The organism is Veillonella sp. Ser01 (genome assembly GCF_053850375.1).
Genome location: NZ_JBSPUA010000003.1, coordinates 39,944 through 59,537 on the forward strand (window position 1 = coordinate 39,944; position 19,594 = coordinate 59,537).

At 41.1% G+C, this 19,594-nt stretch carries 19 protein-coding genes; 11 read left to right on the forward strand and 8 right to left on the reverse strand.

Annotated features, from left to right (window positions below):
- Together ACWTVK_RS06490 and ACWTVK_RS06495 are read left to right on the forward strand one after the other, a co-directional pair.
- Window positions 1-3,237 carry a type I restriction endonuclease subunit R gene (locus tag ACWTVK_RS06490; RefSeq protein WP_456046325.1) on the forward strand — a complete coding sequence of 1,079 codons (3,237 nt, stop codon included), beginning with the start codon at window positions 1-3 and terminating at the stop codon, window positions 3,235-3,237.
- An 87-nt stretch (window positions 3,238-3,324) separates the two neighbouring features.
- Entirely contained in the window at window positions 3,325-3,723 is a 399-nt protein-coding gene (locus tag ACWTVK_RS06495) for a hypothetical protein (protein ID WP_456046326.1), read from the forward strand.
- 55 nt (window positions 3,724-3,778) lie between these two features.
- Here ACWTVK_RS06495 and rbsB read toward each other — a convergent pair whose 3' ends face one another.
- The 8 genes from rbsB to ACWTVK_RS06535 form a co-directional block, all read right to left on the reverse strand.
- Entirely contained in the window at window positions 3,779-4,681 is a 903-nt protein-coding gene (gene rbsB / locus ACWTVK_RS06500; protein ID WP_456046327.1) for a ribose ABC transporter substrate-binding protein RbsB, read from the reverse strand.
- A 9-nt stretch (window positions 4,682-4,690) separates the two neighbouring features.
- A complete protein-coding gene (locus ACWTVK_RS06505) occupies window positions 4,691-5,626 on the reverse strand; it encodes an ABC transporter permease (protein WP_456046328.1) in 936 nt (311 codons plus the stop codon).
- On the reverse strand, window positions 5,626-7,107 hold the full coding sequence (locus ACWTVK_RS06510) for a sugar ABC transporter ATP-binding protein (RefSeq protein WP_456046329.1): 1,482 nt from the start codon (window positions 7,105-7,107) through the stop codon (window positions 5,626-5,628). Before ACWTVK_RS06510 ends, ACWTVK_RS06505 begins: the two co-directional genes overlap by 1 nt.
- Window positions 7,108-7,180: 73 nt before the next feature.
- Complete coding sequence (gene rbsD, locus ACWTVK_RS06515; RefSeq protein ID WP_456046330.1) at window positions 7,181-7,594, reverse strand: D-ribose pyranase; 414 nt, start codon at window positions 7,592-7,594, stop codon at window positions 7,181-7,183.
- Window positions 7,595-7,785: 191 nt separating this feature from the next.
- On the reverse strand, window positions 7,786-8,673 hold the full coding sequence (gene rbsK / locus ACWTVK_RS06520) for a ribokinase (RefSeq protein WP_456046331.1): 888 nt from the start codon (window positions 8,671-8,673) through the stop codon (window positions 7,786-7,788).
- Between the two features lie 322 nt (window positions 8,674-8,995).
- On the reverse strand, window positions 8,996-9,178 hold the full coding sequence (locus ACWTVK_RS06525) for an antitoxin PHD (protein ID WP_456046332.1): 183 nt from the start codon (window positions 9,176-9,178) through the stop codon (window positions 8,996-8,998).
- A 36-nt stretch (window positions 9,179-9,214) separates the two neighbouring features.
- A complete protein-coding gene (locus tag ACWTVK_RS06530; protein ID WP_105086351.1) occupies window positions 9,215-9,871 on the reverse strand; it encodes an NAD(P)H-binding protein in 657 nt (218 codons plus the stop codon).
- Window positions 9,872-10,119: 248 nt separating this feature from the next.
- Window positions 10,120-10,230: a putative holin-like toxin gene (locus tag ACWTVK_RS06535; protein WP_227720659.1), complete on the reverse strand. Its 111-nt coding sequence runs from the start codon at window positions 10,228-10,230 to the stop codon at window positions 10,120-10,122.
- Window positions 10,231-10,416: 186 nt separating this feature from the next.
- On the opposite strand from ACWTVK_RS06535, the gene ACWTVK_RS06540 reads away from it, so the two are divergent.
- From ACWTVK_RS06540 to ACWTVK_RS06580, 9 genes are all read left to right on the forward strand, one after another.
- The gene (locus ACWTVK_RS06540) at window positions 10,417-12,012 is read left to right on the forward strand and encodes a tryptophan transporter (RefSeq protein WP_456046333.1); all 1,596 of its coding nucleotides are present in this window, start codon (window positions 10,417-10,419) and stop codon (window positions 12,010-12,012) included.
- On the forward strand, window positions 12,005-12,817 hold the full coding sequence (locus ACWTVK_RS06545; protein ID WP_456046334.1) for an energy-coupling factor ABC transporter ATP-binding protein: 813 nt from the start codon (window positions 12,005-12,007) through the stop codon (window positions 12,815-12,817). Before ACWTVK_RS06540 ends, ACWTVK_RS06545 begins: the two co-directional genes overlap by 8 nt.
- A gap of 9 nt (window positions 12,818-12,826) precedes the next feature.
- On the forward strand, window positions 12,827-13,495 hold the full coding sequence (locus ACWTVK_RS06550) for an energy-coupling factor transporter transmembrane component T (RefSeq protein ID WP_370815411.1): 669 nt from the start codon (window positions 12,827-12,829) through the stop codon (window positions 13,493-13,495).
- Window positions 13,496-13,750: 255 nt separating this feature from the next.
- The gene (locus tag ACWTVK_RS06555) at window positions 13,751-14,251 is read left to right on the forward strand and encodes an N-acetyltransferase family protein (RefSeq protein ID WP_456046335.1); all 501 of its coding nucleotides are present in this window, start codon (window positions 13,751-13,753) and stop codon (window positions 14,249-14,251) included.
- Between the two features lie 126 nt (window positions 14,252-14,377).
- Window positions 14,378-15,241, forward strand: coding sequence for a histidinol-phosphatase HisJ (gene hisJ / locus ACWTVK_RS06560; RefSeq protein WP_456046336.1), 864 nt, complete (start codon window positions 14,378-14,380; stop codon window positions 15,239-15,241).
- A 4-nt stretch (window positions 15,242-15,245) separates the two neighbouring features.
- The gene (locus ACWTVK_RS06565) at window positions 15,246-15,593 is read left to right on the forward strand and encodes a HisA/HisF-related TIM barrel protein (RefSeq protein WP_456046337.1); all 348 of its coding nucleotides are present in this window, start codon (window positions 15,246-15,248) and stop codon (window positions 15,591-15,593) included.
- A gap of 246 nt (window positions 15,594-15,839) precedes the next feature.
- Window positions 15,840-17,672 (forward strand): carbon starvation CstA family protein, encoded by a 1,833-nt coding sequence (locus ACWTVK_RS06570; RefSeq protein ID WP_295868315.1) that lies wholly within the window; start codon window positions 15,840-15,842, stop codon window positions 17,670-17,672.
- A gap of 251 nt (window positions 17,673-17,923) precedes the next feature.
- On the forward strand, window positions 17,924-19,201 hold the full coding sequence (locus ACWTVK_RS06575; protein ID WP_308523037.1) for an ammonium transporter: 1,278 nt from the start codon (window positions 17,924-17,926) through the stop codon (window positions 19,199-19,201).
- A 29-nt stretch (window positions 19,202-19,230) separates the two neighbouring features.
- The gene (locus tag ACWTVK_RS06580) at window positions 19,231-19,593 is read left to right on the forward strand and encodes a P-II family nitrogen regulator (protein ID WP_295792539.1); all 363 of its coding nucleotides are present in this window, start codon (window positions 19,231-19,233) and stop codon (window positions 19,591-19,593) included.
- Window position 19,594: the final 1 nt, after the last annotated feature.

A 19,594-nucleotide genomic window follows, 5' to 3' on the forward strand; every position in this document is an offset into this window, starting at 1 on the left:
ATGCGTAATTTTATATCTGAAGATGATATAGAACAGGCTATACTTTCAAAATTAAAAGCTGAACCGTTTAAATATGACATCCTCGTTTGCGATGCTGATCCAAGTAAGCGTGATTATTTGAATGATGGTACTGGCAGAAACTCTAAGAAGGAATGTATTCTTCCTGATGTGATGATGACCTCTCTGAAGCGTATCAATCCTACTATCGAAGAAAATAAAATTAAAGAGATCGTAAAAATATTAAGGCAAGATTATACAGGGACGGACATTGTAGATACGAATTACAAATTATATAGACAAATCCGCAATAATATAAAAATCACTGTTCGTAGAAACGGAAAAGAAGACTTTGATTTTGTAAAATTGATAGACTTTGAACATCCGGAGAATAATACTTTCACAGCGGTATCTCAGATGTGGATTCAGGGGAAGGTCTACTACCGGAGACCAGATATTCTTATCTTTGTCAATGGTATGCCCCTTGTGTTTATTGAACTGAAAAATAGCATTGTTAAGATTGAAGAAGCCTACAATAAGAATCTCAAAGATTATATGCGGGACATTCCTAATATTTTTGCATTTAATCAGATTTGTGTGCTTTCAAATGGTTTGGAAACGAAGCTTGGTGCATTTAATGCAACCTATGATTATTTCTTTGAATGGCTCAAAATTGATAGCGAAAAAGAAAAACTGGACAGAGAAGCAATTCTTGCTGCGGATAATGTTAAGGATAGCTCTGTCAGATATTTTGTAGATGGTCTTCTTAACAAAGATAGATTGATTGACTATATTGAAAACTTCATTCTCTTTGAAAACCAGAGAATAAAGATTATCGCTAAAAACCACCAGTACTTAGGTGTAAATAATCTAATGGAATCAGTAGAGAACAGAAAAGAGCTTAACGGTAAGCTTGGTGTTTTTTGGCATACACAGGGTTCAGGTAAATCCTATTCTATGGTTATGTTTGCCCGTAAAGTGAAACGTAAGATTCAAGGTAACTTTTCGTTCCTCATTATTACAGATCGTGAAGATTTAGATACACAGATTTATAAGAACTTTGTGCGTACAGAGGTTATTGGCTCTAAAGAAGAATGTCAGCCAAAGGATAGCAAGCAGTTAAGAGATTTCTTGACTACCAATAAGGCTTTTATCTTCACGCTGATACATAAGTTCAGATATGATAAGACAAAGAAATATCCAGTGCTTTCTACTCGTGACGATATTATCGTTCTTGTTGATGAAGCACATAGAACACAATATAAAGATTTAGCAGAGAACATGAGAACTGCACTTCCGAATGCTAACTTTGTGGCATTCACAGGAACACCTCTTCTTGGCTCTAAACGCCTTACGAATCAATGGTTTGGTGAGTATGTTTCGGAGTATAACTTTGCACAATCTGTCGAAGATGGATCTACTGTACCATTATTCTATTCCAGACGAGTCCCAGAAGTTGGGCTTGAAAATGACTTCCTTGATGATGACGTTGTAGATATTATCGAAGAGGAAAACCTTAATGAAGACGAAACTCGCCTATTGGAGAATGCATCCTCTCGTATTTTAGAAGTTATCAAGCGTGATGATAGACTGGATAAGGTGGCACAGGATATTGCATATCACTTTCCAAGACGCGGATTTCTTGGAAAAGGGATGGTCGTATCAGTCGATAAGTATACTGCTGTCAAAATGTATGACAAGGTTCAGCATTACTGGGCTATAGAAAAGCAGAATATCATGAAAGAGCGAAACACAGCTGATACTAAGGAAGAACGTGACCAGCTCACTCGTATTCTTACTTATATGAATAAGGTTGAAATGGCAGTTATCATTTCAGAGGAAAATGATGAAGAAACGAAGTTTGCTAAGCAAGGATTAAAGATATCTGAGCATCGTGCAAAGATGAAAGAAATCACACCGGATGGAAGAGATATTGAGGATAGATTTAAAGATCCTAAGGACTCACTGCAACTTGTCTTCGTTTGTGCCATGTGGTTAACAGGATTTGATGTAAAGAACTTATCTACACTTTATCTTGATAAGCCAATGAAAGGCCACACGCTGATGCAAGCCATAGCTCGTGCCAATAGAGTGTATCCAGAAAAACCTGCCGGAATCATTGTAGATTATGTCAACGTGTTTAAATACATGAAGAAGGCATTAACCGAATATGCCACTGGTGATGACGGAACAGAATTCCCTGCAAAAGATATTGATCAATTAATCAGCTATATTGACGGTACAATTGATGAAGCAGATTCTTTCTTGATATCTCTTGATATTGATTTAGAAAAGATAATTGCTGATTCTAATACACTGGATAAATTAGATGCATTAAGAAGTGCTTATGACACTATCGTGGCAAAAGATGATGATAAAGAAAAATTTAAGGTTATCCTTAATTCTTTGACAAATCTATACGAAGCATCAAAGCCAGAAATCTTTGAGAAGCATTGGAACAACGATAAGTTTGCCCCGCTTGTGTATTTGCATGGTCTCTTATATAACACTGTTAACGATGAAAAGGTGGCTCGTGCTAGACAGAAAATGAATCAGATTCTGGATGGCAGTGTTACAGCAAGTCAAGAGTTCGTTAATTATGTACGGGAAAAACCTGCACAGTACATGATAAAAGGCACAAAGGCTATTGATCTTTCTAAGGTTGATGTTGAGCAATTGAGAAAAGAAATCAAGGTAGCTAAGTATAAGGCTATTGAGATTAACGACTTGAAAGAATACATTGAGCAAGCACTCGAACAGATGCTTAATAGAAATTGCACAAGAACCAAATTCTCCGAACGTTTCAAACGAATTATTGACTCCTATAATGCAGGTGGTACTGAAAACGAAGATTACTATGAGCAACTTGTAAAACTTCTTGAAGAACTTCGGCAGGAAGATAATCGTGCAAATACAGAAGGCCTTACAGAAGAAGAACTGGAAATCTTTGATTTGCTTATTGCTGGAAAAAAGGTGACAAAGGATGAAGAGCAAAAAGTAAAACTCTCTGCCAAGAATCTTTATAAGAAGCTAGTCGATAATCGTAATAACCTTCTTGTAGTAGATTGGTATAAGGATGAACAACCAATTGCTAAGCTAAAATATGAGGTAGAACTATCCTTGAATGATGATTTGCCTGAAAGTTATGATAAAGCATCTTTTGATTCTAAGGTATCTTTACTTATGAATCATTTTATGGATATGGCAGTACAAGGATATGGATGGATTGGATCTGTCTAATTTCCGGAAAAACCTATAATTTCTATTATATTCACAAACACAGTGCTATAATAAATAAAAAATTGTTGTTTGTGGAGTGTGAATAGAATGTATGAAATTGTAAATGAACCAAATTTAACCATTGCCTTTGATATGGACACAGAGTTATCTCCATTTGGTGTGTTTGGCGTATATATTAAACGGGGCTATAATATCTGTGCTGGGTACATTGACCCTAGTGATTGGTCAGGAATTCATGCTGGTTACAAAGCATTAGTTAACTTGTATGAAAACTGCAAAGGCGAAGCAACCTTTACAAATATTCTGACGGGAGAAGGGGATACGCTAACATTCTCTTTAGACCAAAAGGGTGCTTTGACAATGGATGTTACTATCTGTACCACTTATAATTACAAATGTAATATGACTATTGAAAGTTTAGATCAAACGTATTTACCAAAGTTTATTGAGTTCTTTAAAGTGTTTTTAGAGAAAGAGCCGAAATAAAAAGAGTCGCGTCTTTGAGATGCGACTCTTTTTTGTACCCAGTTTCTATATACAATTATTTTGTAACAACTTTAAGATCTACAGGGATTTTAGCTTCTACAGCTTCGCCTTTGATAACTTTTTGAGCTACATCGATAGCGATTTTACCCATTTGGTCTGGTTGTTGAGCAATTGTTGCAGCCAATGTGCCGTCTTTAACAGCTTTGTCTGCATCAGCAGTACCGTCGAAGCCTACGATGAAGATTGTTTTGCCTGCGGATTTAGCTGCTTGGATAGCGCCCAATGCCATTTCGTCGTTATGAGCGAAGATAGCTTGTACGTCTGGGTTAGCTTGCAAGATGTTAGTTGCTACGTTCAAACCTTTTGTACGGTCGAAGTCAGCGCTTTGTTTTGCTACTACTGTTAAGTCTTTGTCAGCTACGTTGTGGAAACCTTGGCCGCGTTCACGAGTTGCGGAAGCACCAGGGATACCTTCAATTTCAGCTACTTTTGCAGCTTTGCCTACTTTATCAGCGATCAATTGAGCTGCCATTTCGCCACCTTTTACGTTATCGGAAGCGATGTGAGCTACTACTTTGCCTTTATCAGCAGAACGGTCAACAGTAATTACAGGAATGTTTTTAGCGTTTGCTGCTTCTACAGAAGTAGAGATAGCTGCAGAGTCTACAGGGTTGATGATCAATACGGAAACGCCGCTTTCAAGCAAGTCAGAAATATCATTTGCTTGTTTTGCAGGGTCGTTTTGAGCATCAACGATTTTAACTTTAAGACCAAGCGCTTTAGCTTGAGCCTCAACGCCTTCCTTCATAGTTACGAAGAATGGGTTGTTCAATGTGGAAACAGAGAAGCCGATAGTGCCGGATTTTTTGTCGCCGCCGTTATCAGCGCTTTTACCACAGCCTGCTACAAGACCGATAACCATAACGGCCATCGCCAACAGTAACAATAGTTTTTTCATAGGAACCTCCTAGGCTTTCTTACGGTCTGCAAGAACAGCCAGTAAAATAACAATACCTTTTACAACTTGTTGATAGAAACTGGAAACGTCGAGAATATTTAACCCGTTGTTGAGGGTACCGATAATTAGGGCACCAATTAATGTGCCAACGATATGACCACGACCACCAGCAAGGCTTGTGCCGCCAAGAACTACGGCTGCGATAGCGTCAAGTTCGTAGCCTGCACCTGCTGTAGGTTGTGCAGAGTTAAGACGAGAAGTAATGATTGCACCAGCGATACCACAGAGCATACCAGTCAAGGCATACACGAAGATTTTAACTTGGTCAATCTTGATACCAGCAATGTAACTTACCTTTTCGCTACCACCTACGGCGTATGTTTTACGGCCTAAGGATGTGCGGCTCAATACGAACCAGAGGGCGATGAAAGCTAGGAACATTGTGATCGCTGGAACTGGAAGGCCTGCAATATCCCCTTGGCCAAAGCCGTGGAATAGAGGGTCTTGGGTAAGGCCAGAGATTGGGTTACCGTCTGTGAATACTAGCGTCGCACCACGGTAGATGGTCATGGTCGCCAAGGTCGCAATAAATGGAGCTACGCGGCCATAAGTAATAACGAGACCGTTAATACCGCCCAATACAAGGCCTGCACCTGCAGCTAATACGATAGCTAACACAGGGTCAGTACCAGTTACGATAAGGTTGGCCATCACTGCACTAGAAAGGGCAAGGATGGAACCAACGGATAAGTCGATACCGCCCGTTAAGATGACGAAAGTCATACCAAAGGCGATGATTGCATTGATGGATACTTGGCGCAACAAGTTACGCAAGTTAGAGAATTCAAGGAAACTGTCGTTCATGACAGAAATAATGATAAATAATAGGATGAGGCCGATGAGGGGGCCTAATTTTTTTACATATTGTAGAGCTTTGCTGTCCATTATTGTCCTCCTGTGGCTAATGTCATAATCGATTCTGGTGTTGCATCGCTGCGGTCCAAGATACCTGCTACGCGACCTTCATGAATGACCATAACGCGGTCGCTCATGCCCAGTACTTCAGGTAACTCAGAGGACACCATGATAATGGACACACCATCGTTCGTTAATTCGTTCATTAAATCATAAATATCACGTTTCGCACCGATGTCGATACCGCGTGTCGGTTCGTCCATGATGATAATGGATGGCTTTTTACCAACCCACTTCGCGATAACCACCTTTTGTTGGTTACCACCGGATAGGGACGATGCCGGTTCGTGAATAGATTGTGTTTTAACGCCTAGTTTTTTAGACAATTCGTCAGCAAAGGAATTGAGCTTGCCCTTATCCAATATATGAGATGGGCAAATTTCGCCCAGGTTCGGCAATGTAATATTGGAACCGATGGAGAAATCGAGGATCAAGCCTTCGCTCTTTCTATTTTCTGTGATGAAAGCAATGCCAGCTTTGATGGCATCTTCTGGTTTTTTACAGTTCAGAACGGAGCCGTTAACTGTTACGGTACCGCCATTGTGTTTATCTACACCAAAGATAGCGCGCATGATTTCTGTACGGCCAGCGCCCATAAGGCCTGCTACGCCGAGGATTTCGCCTTTGCGCAAGGAGAAGGAAATTTCATTGTCGAAACCTTCTGGTTTGAGGTTATCTACGCTCATGACCACTTCGCCTGGCGTTGTAGTGCGAGCTGGGTAGAACTCGTCGATAGAACGGCCTACCATGTGGCGTACTACTTCGTCTACAGAAATCTCAGATGTTGGTTTTGTAATGACAGTGTGACCATCACGCATAACTGTGATCGTATCGCATTCGCTAAATACCTCTTCCATACGGTGAGAGATATATACGATGGCAACGCCACGTGCTTTCATTTTGCGCATCATATTAAACAATGTTGCCGTTTCACGCTCTGTAAGGGCCGCTGTTGGTTCGTCCATGATGACAACCTTTGCATCTAACATCAAGATGCGAAGGATTTCCGTCATTTGTTGATGACCAACGGAGCAAAGGCCCGCTTCAGTAGTGAGTGGCAATTCGATACCGAGTTCTCGGCATGTATTTTCTGCCTCAGCGAGCATCGCTTTATTGTCGAGCATACCAAATTTATTGCGCTTCGGTCTCATTAAATATAGATTTTCTAACAATGTTAGATTAGGCCAAATGTTGAGCTCTTGGTGGATGAAAGCCACGCCGTTTAGCTCGGCCTCTCTCGGGTTCGGGAAGGTCCGCTCTACGCCGTCGATGGTGATTGTACCAGCGTCTGCCTTGTGAATGCCCGTAAGGATATTCATGAGGGTGGACTTGCCGGCGCCGTTTTCGCCCATCAAGGCGTGAACCTCGCCCTCCTTGAGGGTAATACTTACATCGCGCAGTACTTGGTTCGTACCAAATGCCTTTGCAATGCCTGACATAACAATTTCCATAACTACTCCTATATGATTGGTGAAAGTATCTCTCATGTATGTAATAGATTTGAGGGTCAGTTAATCTATTGCTCTAGGGACGATCGCTGAAGATACAATCGGCGCGCAAGATAATGTTCGCATACGGAGATGCTTCACCAGTTCTAATAATGCATTTGCATTGTTTTGTTGCTTCTTTGAAAGCATCGTGGCTCGTTTCAATCCATTCGTATTGACTGGATGGGAATGTAGACTCCAAGAAGTCATAAGCCTCAGGATTATGTTCCTTAATCTCTTTTGCCACATGAATTGCTTCGGATTTCATATGCTTAGCGATGATGGATACCACTTGTTCAAAGCTTGGTACACCAAAATCTAAGGCTAAGTCAATCTTTTGAACGCCTTCAGGTACTGGCAATCCGCAGTCAGCAATACAAATCGTATCTGTATGACCAAGATCTGCAAGAACCTTAGCGATATGGCTATTTAAAATGCCGTGTCGTTGCATAGATAACTCCTTTTTATATTATTATGAATGAGGCTTTAGAGACTCATTCATTAACTCTCTTTGTTATATAGAGGGCAGATGCATTTGTTGCATAAGAATGTATAGCTTGTATTGAATAGACCTTTCAAGGCGACTTTGGCCCTGCGAATGCAGACCTGGCCAGTGGAGCTTTTAAAGGTCTATTCAATATGCTAATTCTTTGTTAAAAATGCGGCAACCTCGTCCTTTGTAGGCATGCCGCCTTGGGCGCCTAAACGTTGGATGGAGAGGGCCGCAGCTGCATTGCCGTAGTGTAATGCGTCAGCTAGGCTTTTACCATTAACGATAGCTGTTGCAAAGGCCCCGTTGAAGGTATCGCCTGCACCGGTCGTATCTACTGGATCAACCTTGAAGCCAGATACGGTGTGGATTTCACCGTTGTTGGCGTAGCCTACACCTTTACTGCCAAGGGTAACGATGATTTTGTTTTCGTTTGCCAATAATGTTTTCTCTGTCGATTGGTCAGGGTAGAGGGCAGACAATTCATGCTCGTTTGGCGTAATATAGGTTGCCAATTCTAACCATTTAGGATTGAGGTCCGCTGCTGGAGCAGGATTTAAGAGGACTTTCACATCAGCCTCGTGACAGCGACGAACGATGTATTCGATTGTAGGAATAGGAATTTCGTTTTGTACCATTACGAGATCTGCTTGCTCGATAGCAGACCAAGCATTATCTACTACAGATTGATCAACCTTAGCATTAGCGCCAGGAATAACGATAATGCTGTTGTCCCCTTCAGCCAATGTAATGTGTGCCGTACCTGTTGTAGTATCTGGTACAGTGACGATGTAGTCTGTGTTGATATGATTTTCTTTTAGATTTTCTAAAATCATTTGGCCATATGCATCTGCACCGATGCAACCTACCATAGTAACCTCTGCACCTAGACGTGCAGCAGCTACAGCTTGGTTTGCGCCCTTGCCGCCGTGAGCGATGTGCAATTCGTTGCCCATAATTGTTTCTCCTGCTGTAGGGCGTTTGTCCGCAAGGACTACAATATCCATGTTGCAACTACCAATAACAACAATACGATTCATAATAACTCCTTAATAAGCATTTGCCCTGAGTGGGACAGAAAAATAGCTATTGATTATTTTTATACACAAAAATTAGGGGATTTTATACGTTAAAATGTATATACTTGTAATCCATAACCGCATAGGCGTTTACTTTTACATATCTATTAGTATAACTTAATCATTTATAAGTATAGCCTAAATAAGCGACTTTATCTATATAAATAACTATAAAATATAGGAATAAGAAAAGGTATATCCTGAAACGGCCTTACATGAGTAAAAATGTACTCGGCAGAAAAAGGATATACCACTTTAAAAGAGCAATATATTATATTATTATTTATATTTTTTCTAACATTTTATCTATACTATCAAAGGTTTCCTCTAGAGATAGAGTACGCCCTTGGATAATATCATTTTGGCCTTCTACAATAGCAGATAATATATCTATCTTAGCTTGTAAAATGCTAGTTGTAGTATCATTAATATTTATTGTATCACTGTAGCTTTTACCTATATTCATAGTCTGTTAGGCCTTTGTTCTTAATATAGTTATATATTAGTGAAAGCTTGGTTTGTCGTAGTGTGTGCCTGGTTCGCCAATACCAATGCTTGCACGATGGAATGGAGTTTCATCATCTACATGTAAGATGTCGAAGATGGCTTTTACTACAGCTTCTCGTGTAACTTGGGCATCGTTAAATTGAACGCCTTCAGGGATGAGCTCGTAATTTGTATTTTCTGGATCATTGTAGAGCCATGTGAGGCGTAAGATTGTGTAGTTTAAGTTGGACTCGCGCAATACATTGCGTGCTTGACGTTCGCCTTGTACATAGCTAATCGGTAAGTTGTCGAAGGTCCATTTTTCAAGTGCTGCTGGGAATTCACCAGAAAGACCAGCCATGGAAACACCGATGACACGGCGTACATTTTTGCGGCTCAATGCTTTCACAATGGATGCCATATCACTGCCAGACTCCATAGCGCCTACGAAAACGATTTCGGCGTTTGTTACAGCTTGTTCTAATTTTGCAGGATTTTGGAAAGAACCCTCGATAACAGTAACTCGTTCATGTTCCAAGATTTCTGGATGCAAACGAGTAGATAATTGACGACCATATAATGTAAGGTGCATATCTGTATATGTTAATAATGTAGCAGTTAACTTCTGTGCAATCTGGCCTGCGGCCCCTAAAATAGTAATATATTTGTACATAAAGACCTCCTATGTCCTAGGCATAAGTATTTATATGCATTATATCACAACTATATGACGAGAAAGTGAGAATAACAATTTAATTATGATAGTAAAAGTTACTTTTCTCAGCTGTAATATATTATTAGATGTGGTATAATACAAAACAAGAAGAGCCAATTAACGTTCTGGAATGCGTTAGGCTCATCTCCTAGGAAATAAGAAAATGAGAAATGGCCTAACGTCCCGTTTGGGGTGTTAGGTCATTCTTATTTTACAATAAGAACGACTAATGTTGCGAACGCAATCATTAATGATATGGCTTCAAATACAGTCATATCACCATCTCCTTTCAATGTACGAAGGAGATGAACTAACACACGTTAATTGGCTCCTATCAGTATCGTATATTAGTTGTATTATAAAGAAAAGTGACTAATAGTCACATAGGTGACCAATAGAGTCAACTGAAGTATTAAACGTTATATAATGTGCTAGCACGTGCAAAAATCCTCGAAGAGTGATAAAATGTAGATTATATATTCATTTTTAGAAAAGAGGCTATTATGGAACGGATTCAAGATCTTGTGTACACGCATGTGCAGGGTGGCCAGTTTAGATGGGTCACTGTCAGCACATTGATGCTCGCATTGGGCACGATATTGCATTTGGTGAGCCCTAGTGTGGCTGGGGTAACGCCGAACTGGACGATTGCTACGTACTGCGTAGCTATTTTATTGACTCGTCCTAGTTTGAGTCAAACGTTGGGGATTGGCTTAGTAGCGGCCCTCATCAATGTTTTGACATCTAAGTCAGCATTCCCGTACGGCAACTTGTTGTCTGAACCAGGTGGTGCTTTGACAGCAGCTCTCGTGACACGCGCTATGTTGTCCGTGAAGTTCCGCAAAATCGGTGGCTTTGATTTGACGCCAATCCTATCTGGCTTCTTAGCCACAGTTGTATCTGGCGGTATCTTCGTTACCCTCTTGTGGAAAGTATTGGGCTTGCCAGATAATGTGTACATGTACGGTATGTGGCCAATGGTTCTTATCGTAGGTGCTTTGAACGGTGCCATTACACCAATCTTGTACATTCCGGCGCAACGTTTATTCTCTAAACGCGGCATGTTGCCAAGCACAGATCAATTGACGTCTGACCATAGTCATATGACCATCTTGCCTGAGCGCCAAGCTAAGATTTCCATTGAGCACGTAAATTATTACCATCCAAAGGCGACTACGCCGTCCCTTGAAAACATCAATCTCGATGTACATGATGGGGACTTCCTCGTTGTAACAGGTCCTGCTGGTTGTGGTAAAAGTACCCTTTGCATGGCCATGGTAGGGGCTGTGCCTAAATTCTACGGCGGCCGCCTTGAAGGCATGGTGTTCGTAGATGGCAAAGCGACTACCCAAATGGAAATTCCTGAACTTGCTAATCACATCGGTGTCGTTCTTGCCGATTACGATACACAACTTGTAACGATGACTGTTCGCGAAGAAGTAGCCTTTGCTATGGAAAACCGCGGTTATGATCGTGAAACGATTAGAACTCGTTCTGAAGAGGTGTTTAAGCAAGTTGGTCTTGTCGGTTTAGAAGACCGCAAGATTACAAGCTTATCCGGTGGTCAACGCCAACGTTTGGCGATCGCTTCCGTTTTGGCTACGAACCCAACTGTACTTGTTCTTGATGAACCAACGAGCTCCCTCGACCCAGATGGGACTGCAGAATTATATCGCCTCGTAGGTGATTTAAATGAGAAACACGGTATTACCGTTGTCGTTATCGACCATGACTTACACGCTGTATTGCCGTATGCAAACCGCATGGCTCTCATGGTGGATGGCTCTATTGCATGTGATGACGATGTACCAACTACGCTTCGTTACATGTACGAACACAATATTCACGTTGATGCGTTGCCATCCGTGTTCACTACGTATATGGAACTTGAACAAGCAGGCTTCCACAGTGATGAGCCTTGGCTTAGCATCGAGTCTGCTATCAAGGGCTTGCACCAAATTGAAATGGCTCACGCGATTCAAAAAGAGGTGCATGGTGAAAGCAGCTCTCCAGCAAATCAATCTAATACAGTAGAAAATAAGCAACCAATTCAACGCGTTGATGATGTACAAGGAAAGGACGGTGGCGCTCATGCTTAAGGTTGAAAATATCCGCTTTGGCTATGTGCCATCTGTAGATATCTTCCGAGATGTGACTTTCACCATCGAAGGGGGCGAATACATCGCCATCGGTGGTCGCAACGGTTGTGGTAAAACGACAATTACTCGTTTGCTCGTTGGCCTTGAAAAATCTAGTGAAGGCCGTATGTACTATAACGGTACTGACATTACGTCTATGCCGCCATCTAAACGTGGTCAATTTATTGGTTATGTATTCCAACAACCGGATCGCCAAATGTTCAGACCAACAGTAGCTACAGAGGTTGCCTTCGGCCCTGAATCACTAGGTCGCAGTAAATCCGAAGTAAAACAAATCGTTGATGAAGTGTTGGAGCGCACAGGTATTTCTCACTTACGTGAAGCGTACCCTCCAACATTGCGCCGCGGTGAAAAGCAACGCGTTGCTATCGCTTCTGCGCTAGCAATGCAATCTAAAATCCTCATCCTTGACGAACCAACAAGTGGTCAAGATGGTAAGGAAACAAAAGAGTTGCTAGCTTTATTGCGTCAGCTCAATCAAGAAGGGATTACGATCCTTCTTATTACACATGATATGGAAATCATGGCTAGCGAATGTAGCCGTGCACTCATCATGGGTAACCAAACAGTTGCCTTTGATGGCAGTCCAGAAGAATTATTCAAGAAGTCTACGGACGAATTGCAAGACCTAGGCCTTACAAAACCGCCAAGTGTGGAACTTTCACTAGCGGTACCATCCCTAGGCTATTGCAAATCCATGGATGAATTGAAATCTAAGTTAGTGGCTCAGTTGAGCGGAAAATAGGAGGGACATATGGAACGTTTGGTACCGTTAACAAAAATTTTGATGACCCTCGCCGTATCCGTGTGGGCCATCCTATTGCGCGACTGGCCATCTCTATTAGCCTTGGTCGTTGTAGAGCTGGGTGTATTGCTTGTAGCTGGTTTACTATTCAAACAACGCAAAGCCGTTGTGGCATTGACTAGCTTTGCTGTATTCCTTGGTATTGTTCAATTTCTCGGTAGCGGTGATGTAACATCTGCCATCGTATCCGGCTTGCGTATGCTTGCGATGACACTTGTATTCATCTGTTTGTTGGCAACTACAAAATTACAAGACCTTACAGCATCGCTCGTAACACAATGCAAAATTCCTTATGAATATGCATTCATGTTCACTGCCGCACTTCGCTTCGTGCCTGATTTCATTGCTGAAAGCCATGCTGTACAGGAGGCACAAGCATGCCGTGGTTTATCCTTAGAAGGCAACTTCTTGAAGCGCATGAAATCTTACGCATCCGTTATCCAACCATTGCTTTTAAAATCCTTGGGCCGCTCCGAAACAATGGCGTTGTCCTTAGAACTACGTGGCTTTGGTGGACCTACACATAGCTTTGCAGCATCTGTAGGTTTGAAAACTATCGATTACGGCGTGATTGGGGCTTTGATTGTTATTACAGTACTTTTATTTCTAGTAGTTTAATCTTCTCATATATTTACAATTAAAACTTAAATACATAAACTGAGTGGTAAAAATTGATGTTTTTACCACTCAGTTTTGTTGTATTGGGGATATAGAAGTAAAATATGCAATTTTTACTTCTTAAAAATGCAGAAATGTGAAATGGTATGTGCTACGAACAGTTCATCCTTTTTCTTGCGTATGTGGGCTCTTTTTATATATTATGTTAAATAGAAATAATGTTTTTTAGGATATCCACAATTTTGAGGAATACTTATGAGTGAATTAGTAATACGACCAATTACACAGGATGATGTACCTCCTTGTTTAGATATTTATAATTACGAAGTTGCAAACGGCGTAGCCACCCTTGATCTTGAGCCGCGTACTCTGCCAGAGTGGCAGGAGTGGTTTGATGCACATCAAACGTCTGAGCACTGCATTTTTGTAGGGATTATGGACGATGTTGTGGTAGGCTATGCATCACTTTCACCATATAGAACGAAGGATGCTTTCAAAAGTACCGTCGAATTATCTATCTACATTCATCAAGGGTATCGCGGTAAAGGCATAGCGTCTAAATTGATGGCCCATATATTAGAGCATGCGAAAGAAACGGAAACATTACATACGGTGGTGTCTGTCATTACGGCGGGAAATGCGGCAAGTACAGCACTGCATGAACGGTTTGGCTTTACCTATTGCGGTCTAACACCGCAAGTTGGTTTCAAACATGGTAAATATCAGGATACCGAAACATACGCATTATTGGTATAATAAAACGTAGATAATAATACGATATATAAATTAGGTATATGAATTAGGTACATAAATTAGATATATTAATAATGTACAGATGATAGATAAGGGTTCGCTACGGGTTAGGGCGAATAGGGTGATTGAATGAACATGAAAGATGAACGACAGTTCGTTGGCTATAGCAAGTATCGCAGCCGACTTGTGGACGGTCATGTACATACAGAATTGTGTCCCCATGGTAGTGGCGACCGTACTGCGTTGATGATTGAAAAGGCCATCGAGTTGCGCATTGAAAAGGTGTGCCTCACTGAGCATGCACCATTGCCAAAGGCTTTTGCGGCTGAGTACGGTGGCGATCAAAAGGCTTATGACACTGCATCTTTGAAATTGAACCAAGTAGATGCCTACTTAGAATTAGGTCGTCAATTACAACGTGCTTATGGCACGCATATCGACATCTCCCTTGGCTTTGAAGTAGATTACATTCCAGGCTTTGAGGCAGATATTCAAGAGTTCTTAGATCGCTACGGTCCGTTGACGGATGATAATATTTTGTCTGTTCACTTTATGGAAGGCGTTAATAATGCCTATTACTGTTTAGATTACAGCCCTAAAGAATTTGAAAAGGGCTTTGGTCCGTGGATTCAAAAGCAATATGAGTTATATTACAAATATTACTCTACTGTGCGCCAAGCTGTGCGCGCTGACCTCGGTGAATATACGCCAAAACGCATTGGTCACTTTGATTTGATTAAGAAATACCAACACCACTTTGGCTTTGAACACCATTTGGATCGTCGCAATGCGCAGGTGGTAAGCGATATTTTGCATATCATGCGCGTACAAGGGCGCGAACTAGACTACAACATGAGTGGCTTCTTTAAACCGGACTGCCGTGAAATGTACCCAAGCCGCTTTATTCAAGGCATGGCTGCTGTTATTGGTGTGCCATTCGTACTTGGTTCTGATGCACATAGCATAGCAGATATAGAAAAAATTTGGGGCTAGATTGATGAAAAAGCTTTTGTTTGGGATTATTATTCTGATTACTCTAATAACAGCTTTTATAGCTTATATGTTTTATCATGAACCATCATCAGGTGAGTTATTGGTAACGAGTATCGATAGACATGGCACGGGGCGTGGCTTTGATATTGAATTATATCAAGCTTTAGCAGAGGTTGTGGATGTACCTGTAACAGCCTTTGGTGGTGCTGGAAATATACAGCATTTTATGGATTTATTTACAAATACAAATGTAACTGGAGCTCTTGCAGGGGCGTTGTTACATAACAAAGTTTTAACTATAAAAGATATTAAAAAGGCCCTTCATAAATCAGGAGTCGTAGTAAGACAATAGATAATTACTATCAAAATAAAACGATAAAAGCATTCTCTAAGTAACGGAGAATGCTTTTTAGTTATGTTTTTAACTCATAATGTACATTCAAAATGAGAAATTGATAATTGACACTTCTATGTTTAGATATACAATATTATTGTAAGTACTAAAAGTTTTGAGAGCCAATGTGGCATGGATGTGCAAAAGATTTATCAGATATTTTTATATAACACCATGTCACACAAGACAATTGGAGGTGTTTATATGGTTATGAATGGTATTTACTTAGTTATAGCCTCCGCGTGTATTCTAATTTTAGCGTACCGCTTTTATGGGGCTTTCATAGCGGCGAAAGTATTAACATTGGATGAATATCGTCCAACGCCAGCTATGGTCCACAATGATGGTCACGATTACGTGCCCACAAACAAATGGGTAACATTTGGTCATCACTTTGCAGCCATTGCTGGTGCAGGTCCTTTGGTAGGTCCTGTTATCGCAGCCCAGTTCGGGTATTTGCCTGGTGCATTATGGATCCTTATCGGTTCCGTATTAGCCGGCGCTGTACATGACATGGTTATCTTGTTCGCATCCGTTCGCTATGATGGTAAATCTATTGCGGATATTGCACGAGAAGAAATCAGTAAATTCGCTGGTTTCGGTGCTATGCTTGCTACATTGTTCCTATTGATCATCACCCTTGCTGGTATGGCCGTAGTAGTAGCTAACGCATTGCATAACTCCCCATGGGGTTTCTTCTCTGTATTTGCTACGATTCCAATCGCTATTTTCATTGGTATTTATTTGAAATGGTTGCGTCCTGGTAAAATTCAAGAAGCAACTATTATCGGTGTAGCGTTGATTTTCGCAGCTATTATCTACGGTCCAAATGTAGCAGCTAGTGAATATGCTTCTTGGTTTACATACGATTTGCAAACTATCGAAATCATGCTTGCAGTCTATGGTTTCTTTGCAGCAGCATTACCTGTATGGTTATTGCTTGCTCCTCGTGATTACTTGTCCACATACCTTAAAATCGGTACAATCGGCGCATTGGCTCTTGGTATTATCATCGTAATGCCTGAAATTCAAATGCCAGCTGTAACTCCTTATATCTGGGGTGGCGGTCCTGTATTGAAAGGTTCTGTATTCCCTTATATCTTCATTACTATTGCATGTGGTGCGTTATCTGGTTTCCATACTGTTATCGCAACAGGTACAACACCTAAAATGCTTACTAATGAAAAAGAAATTTTACCTATCGGTTATGGTGCAATGTTAACAGAAGGCTTCATCGCTATGATGGCGTTAATCGCCGCAACTGCGTTGCATCCAGATGATTACTTCGCAATTAACTCCACTGTTGAATCCTTTAAAGCATTAGGCCTTCAAGTTCATGAATTGCCAGCTTTGTCTGCGATGGTTGGTGAAGACTTGATGCACCGTCCTGGTGGCGCCGTATCTCTTGCAGTAGGTATGGCTCATATCTTCTCCAGATTGCCTAACATGGATCACTTGATGGGGTACTGGTATCACTTCTGTATCATGTTCGAAGCATTGTTCATCATGACTTTGATCGATGCTGGTACTCGTGTAGGTCGTTACTTACTTCAAGAATTATTAGGTCATTTCCATCCTAAATTCAACGACCAACACTGGACTCCTGGTGTTTATGGTTGTGCAGCTTTGATTTGTATCTTGTGGGGCTACCTAGTTCTACAAGGTAACATCGGTATTATTTGGCCTCTATTCGGTGTATCTAACCAATTATTAGGTACTATGACATTGGCTGTAGGTACTACAGTTATCATGCGACTTGGCCGCAAACGCTATGCATGGGTTACAGGTATTCCATGTATCCTAATGGCTATCGTTGCTATTGCTGCAGACTTTGAAAACGTATTTAACAGCTATATCCCAGCGGGTAAATGGATCCTAGTAGCATTCAGTGCTGCCATGTTCCTCATGATCCTTATCGTATTGGTAGAAGCAGTACGTAGCTGGATTCGCTTGTCTGGCATTCCTCAAGATTACCGTACACAAGCTGAAATTGAAGCTGAAAGCCTTGTAAAATACGGTAAAGAAGCAAAAGCATAATAATGGTTTATTAACATATAAAAGTGCACTCACCTTTGTGGGTGCACTTTTAATTTATAGTGTTATAGAGCCTTATGTATTTTATTGAAAGCGGTATTGTAGAAATTCTATAGAATCCATTGACATATATAATAATCTAATATAGGATGTTAGTAGTGATGTATATTACTACAACAAAATAGTTAGGTAACGGCGCCTTGCATGCAGACTTTCTGCGAGCAAGGCGTTTTTTGTATGGAAAGGAGTTTCTTATGGTCAATATGATTGATACCGGTAACACAGCATGGGTATTGTTGTGTACTGCATTAGTATTCTTTATGACACCTGGTTTAGCGTTGTTTTATGGTGGAATGGCGCGTAGTAAAAATGTGCTAGGTACAATCATGCAGAGCTTCTTTTTGATTGGTGTCATTTCAGTTGAATTTATTTTGTTAGGATATACTTTGATTTTTGGTGATGATATATATGGTATCATCGGTGATTTTAGCAAGTTTGGCCTTGGTGGTGCAGAGACAACAGTGCTAATTAATACACATATTCCGGAGCTTGCCTTTGTAGCCTTCCAATGTATGTTTGCTGTTATTGCACCGGCCATCATGAGTGGATCTATTACTGGTCGGATGCGCTTTTTACCATTTGTAATATTCGCTTTATTATGGTCTATTTTTATATATAATCCTATGGCTCATTGGATTTGGGGTGGAGGATTCCTTAGTGATTTGGGCGCATTAGACTTCGCAGGTGGGCTTGCGATTCATGTGTTGTCCGGTGTGTCTGGGTTGACTTTATGTATGTTGCTAGGCCGTCGCCGAGGCTATGGACGTATGCCTATGCTGCCTCACCATTTGCCGATGACAATTCTAGGGGCAGCTATTCTATGGTTTGGTTGGTTTGGTTTTAATGCAGGATCTGCTCTTGGTGTAGGGTTCCTTGCAGCTAATGCAGTTTTGACTACGCAAATCTCTGCGGCTGTAGGGATTGTAGGATGGGTGCTAGTAGAAATGTTGCATCGTGGTAAACCTACTGTATTAGGGGCTGCCTCTGGTGGTGTATCTGGTCTGGTAGCAATTACACCAGCCGCAGGTTTTGTAACGCCTATGGCGGCCATTGTTATTGGCTTTATAGGCGCAGTTGTGTGTTATCTAGCCGTAGCAATCATTAAAAACCGCCTTGGTTACGATGATTCACTTGATGCCTTTGGCATTCATGGGGTAGGTGGCACATGGGGGGCTATTGCTACAGGTTTATGGGCTACGACTACTGTTAATTCTGAGGGGGCGAATGGGTTATTCTATGGGGGTTCCTTATTAGGACCGCAATTACTTTCACTAGTGATTGCTTATGTGTTTGCCATTGTAGGTACATTTATACTATTTAAAATCGTCAGCGCTTTTATGGATATGCGTGTTAGCATTGGCTCTGAGTCACTAGGTATCGATATTAGTGAACATGGAGAAGGCGCTTATAATCAATCTGAATTTAAAAGCTCTGGTCGATTTATTTCGTCCAATCAAACATCCTTATTATGAGTTACGATTATTGAATAGGAGTTAAGTATATGAAACGAATGAAAAAGGTAGATATAATCGCTCGTGCTGAGCAATTAGAGGATCTAAAAGAGGCTTTAAATAGGATTGGTATTCAAGGTATGACGGTGTCACAAGTTTTTGGTTGTGGTTTACAAAAGGGGCATACTGAAGTTTATCGGGGCCAACAATATGATGTGAATCTCATTCCTATGGTAAAAGTGGAAACCGTTGTGTGTGATGTGCCGGTTGACCTTGTAATGGACACAGCACGAAATACGTTACAAACTGGCGAAGTAGGGGACGGTAAAATTTTTGTATATGATGTAGAAGACGCAATGCGCATTCGTACAGGTACAAGAGGAACCAAAGCCGTGACCGATGATGAAGCATAAT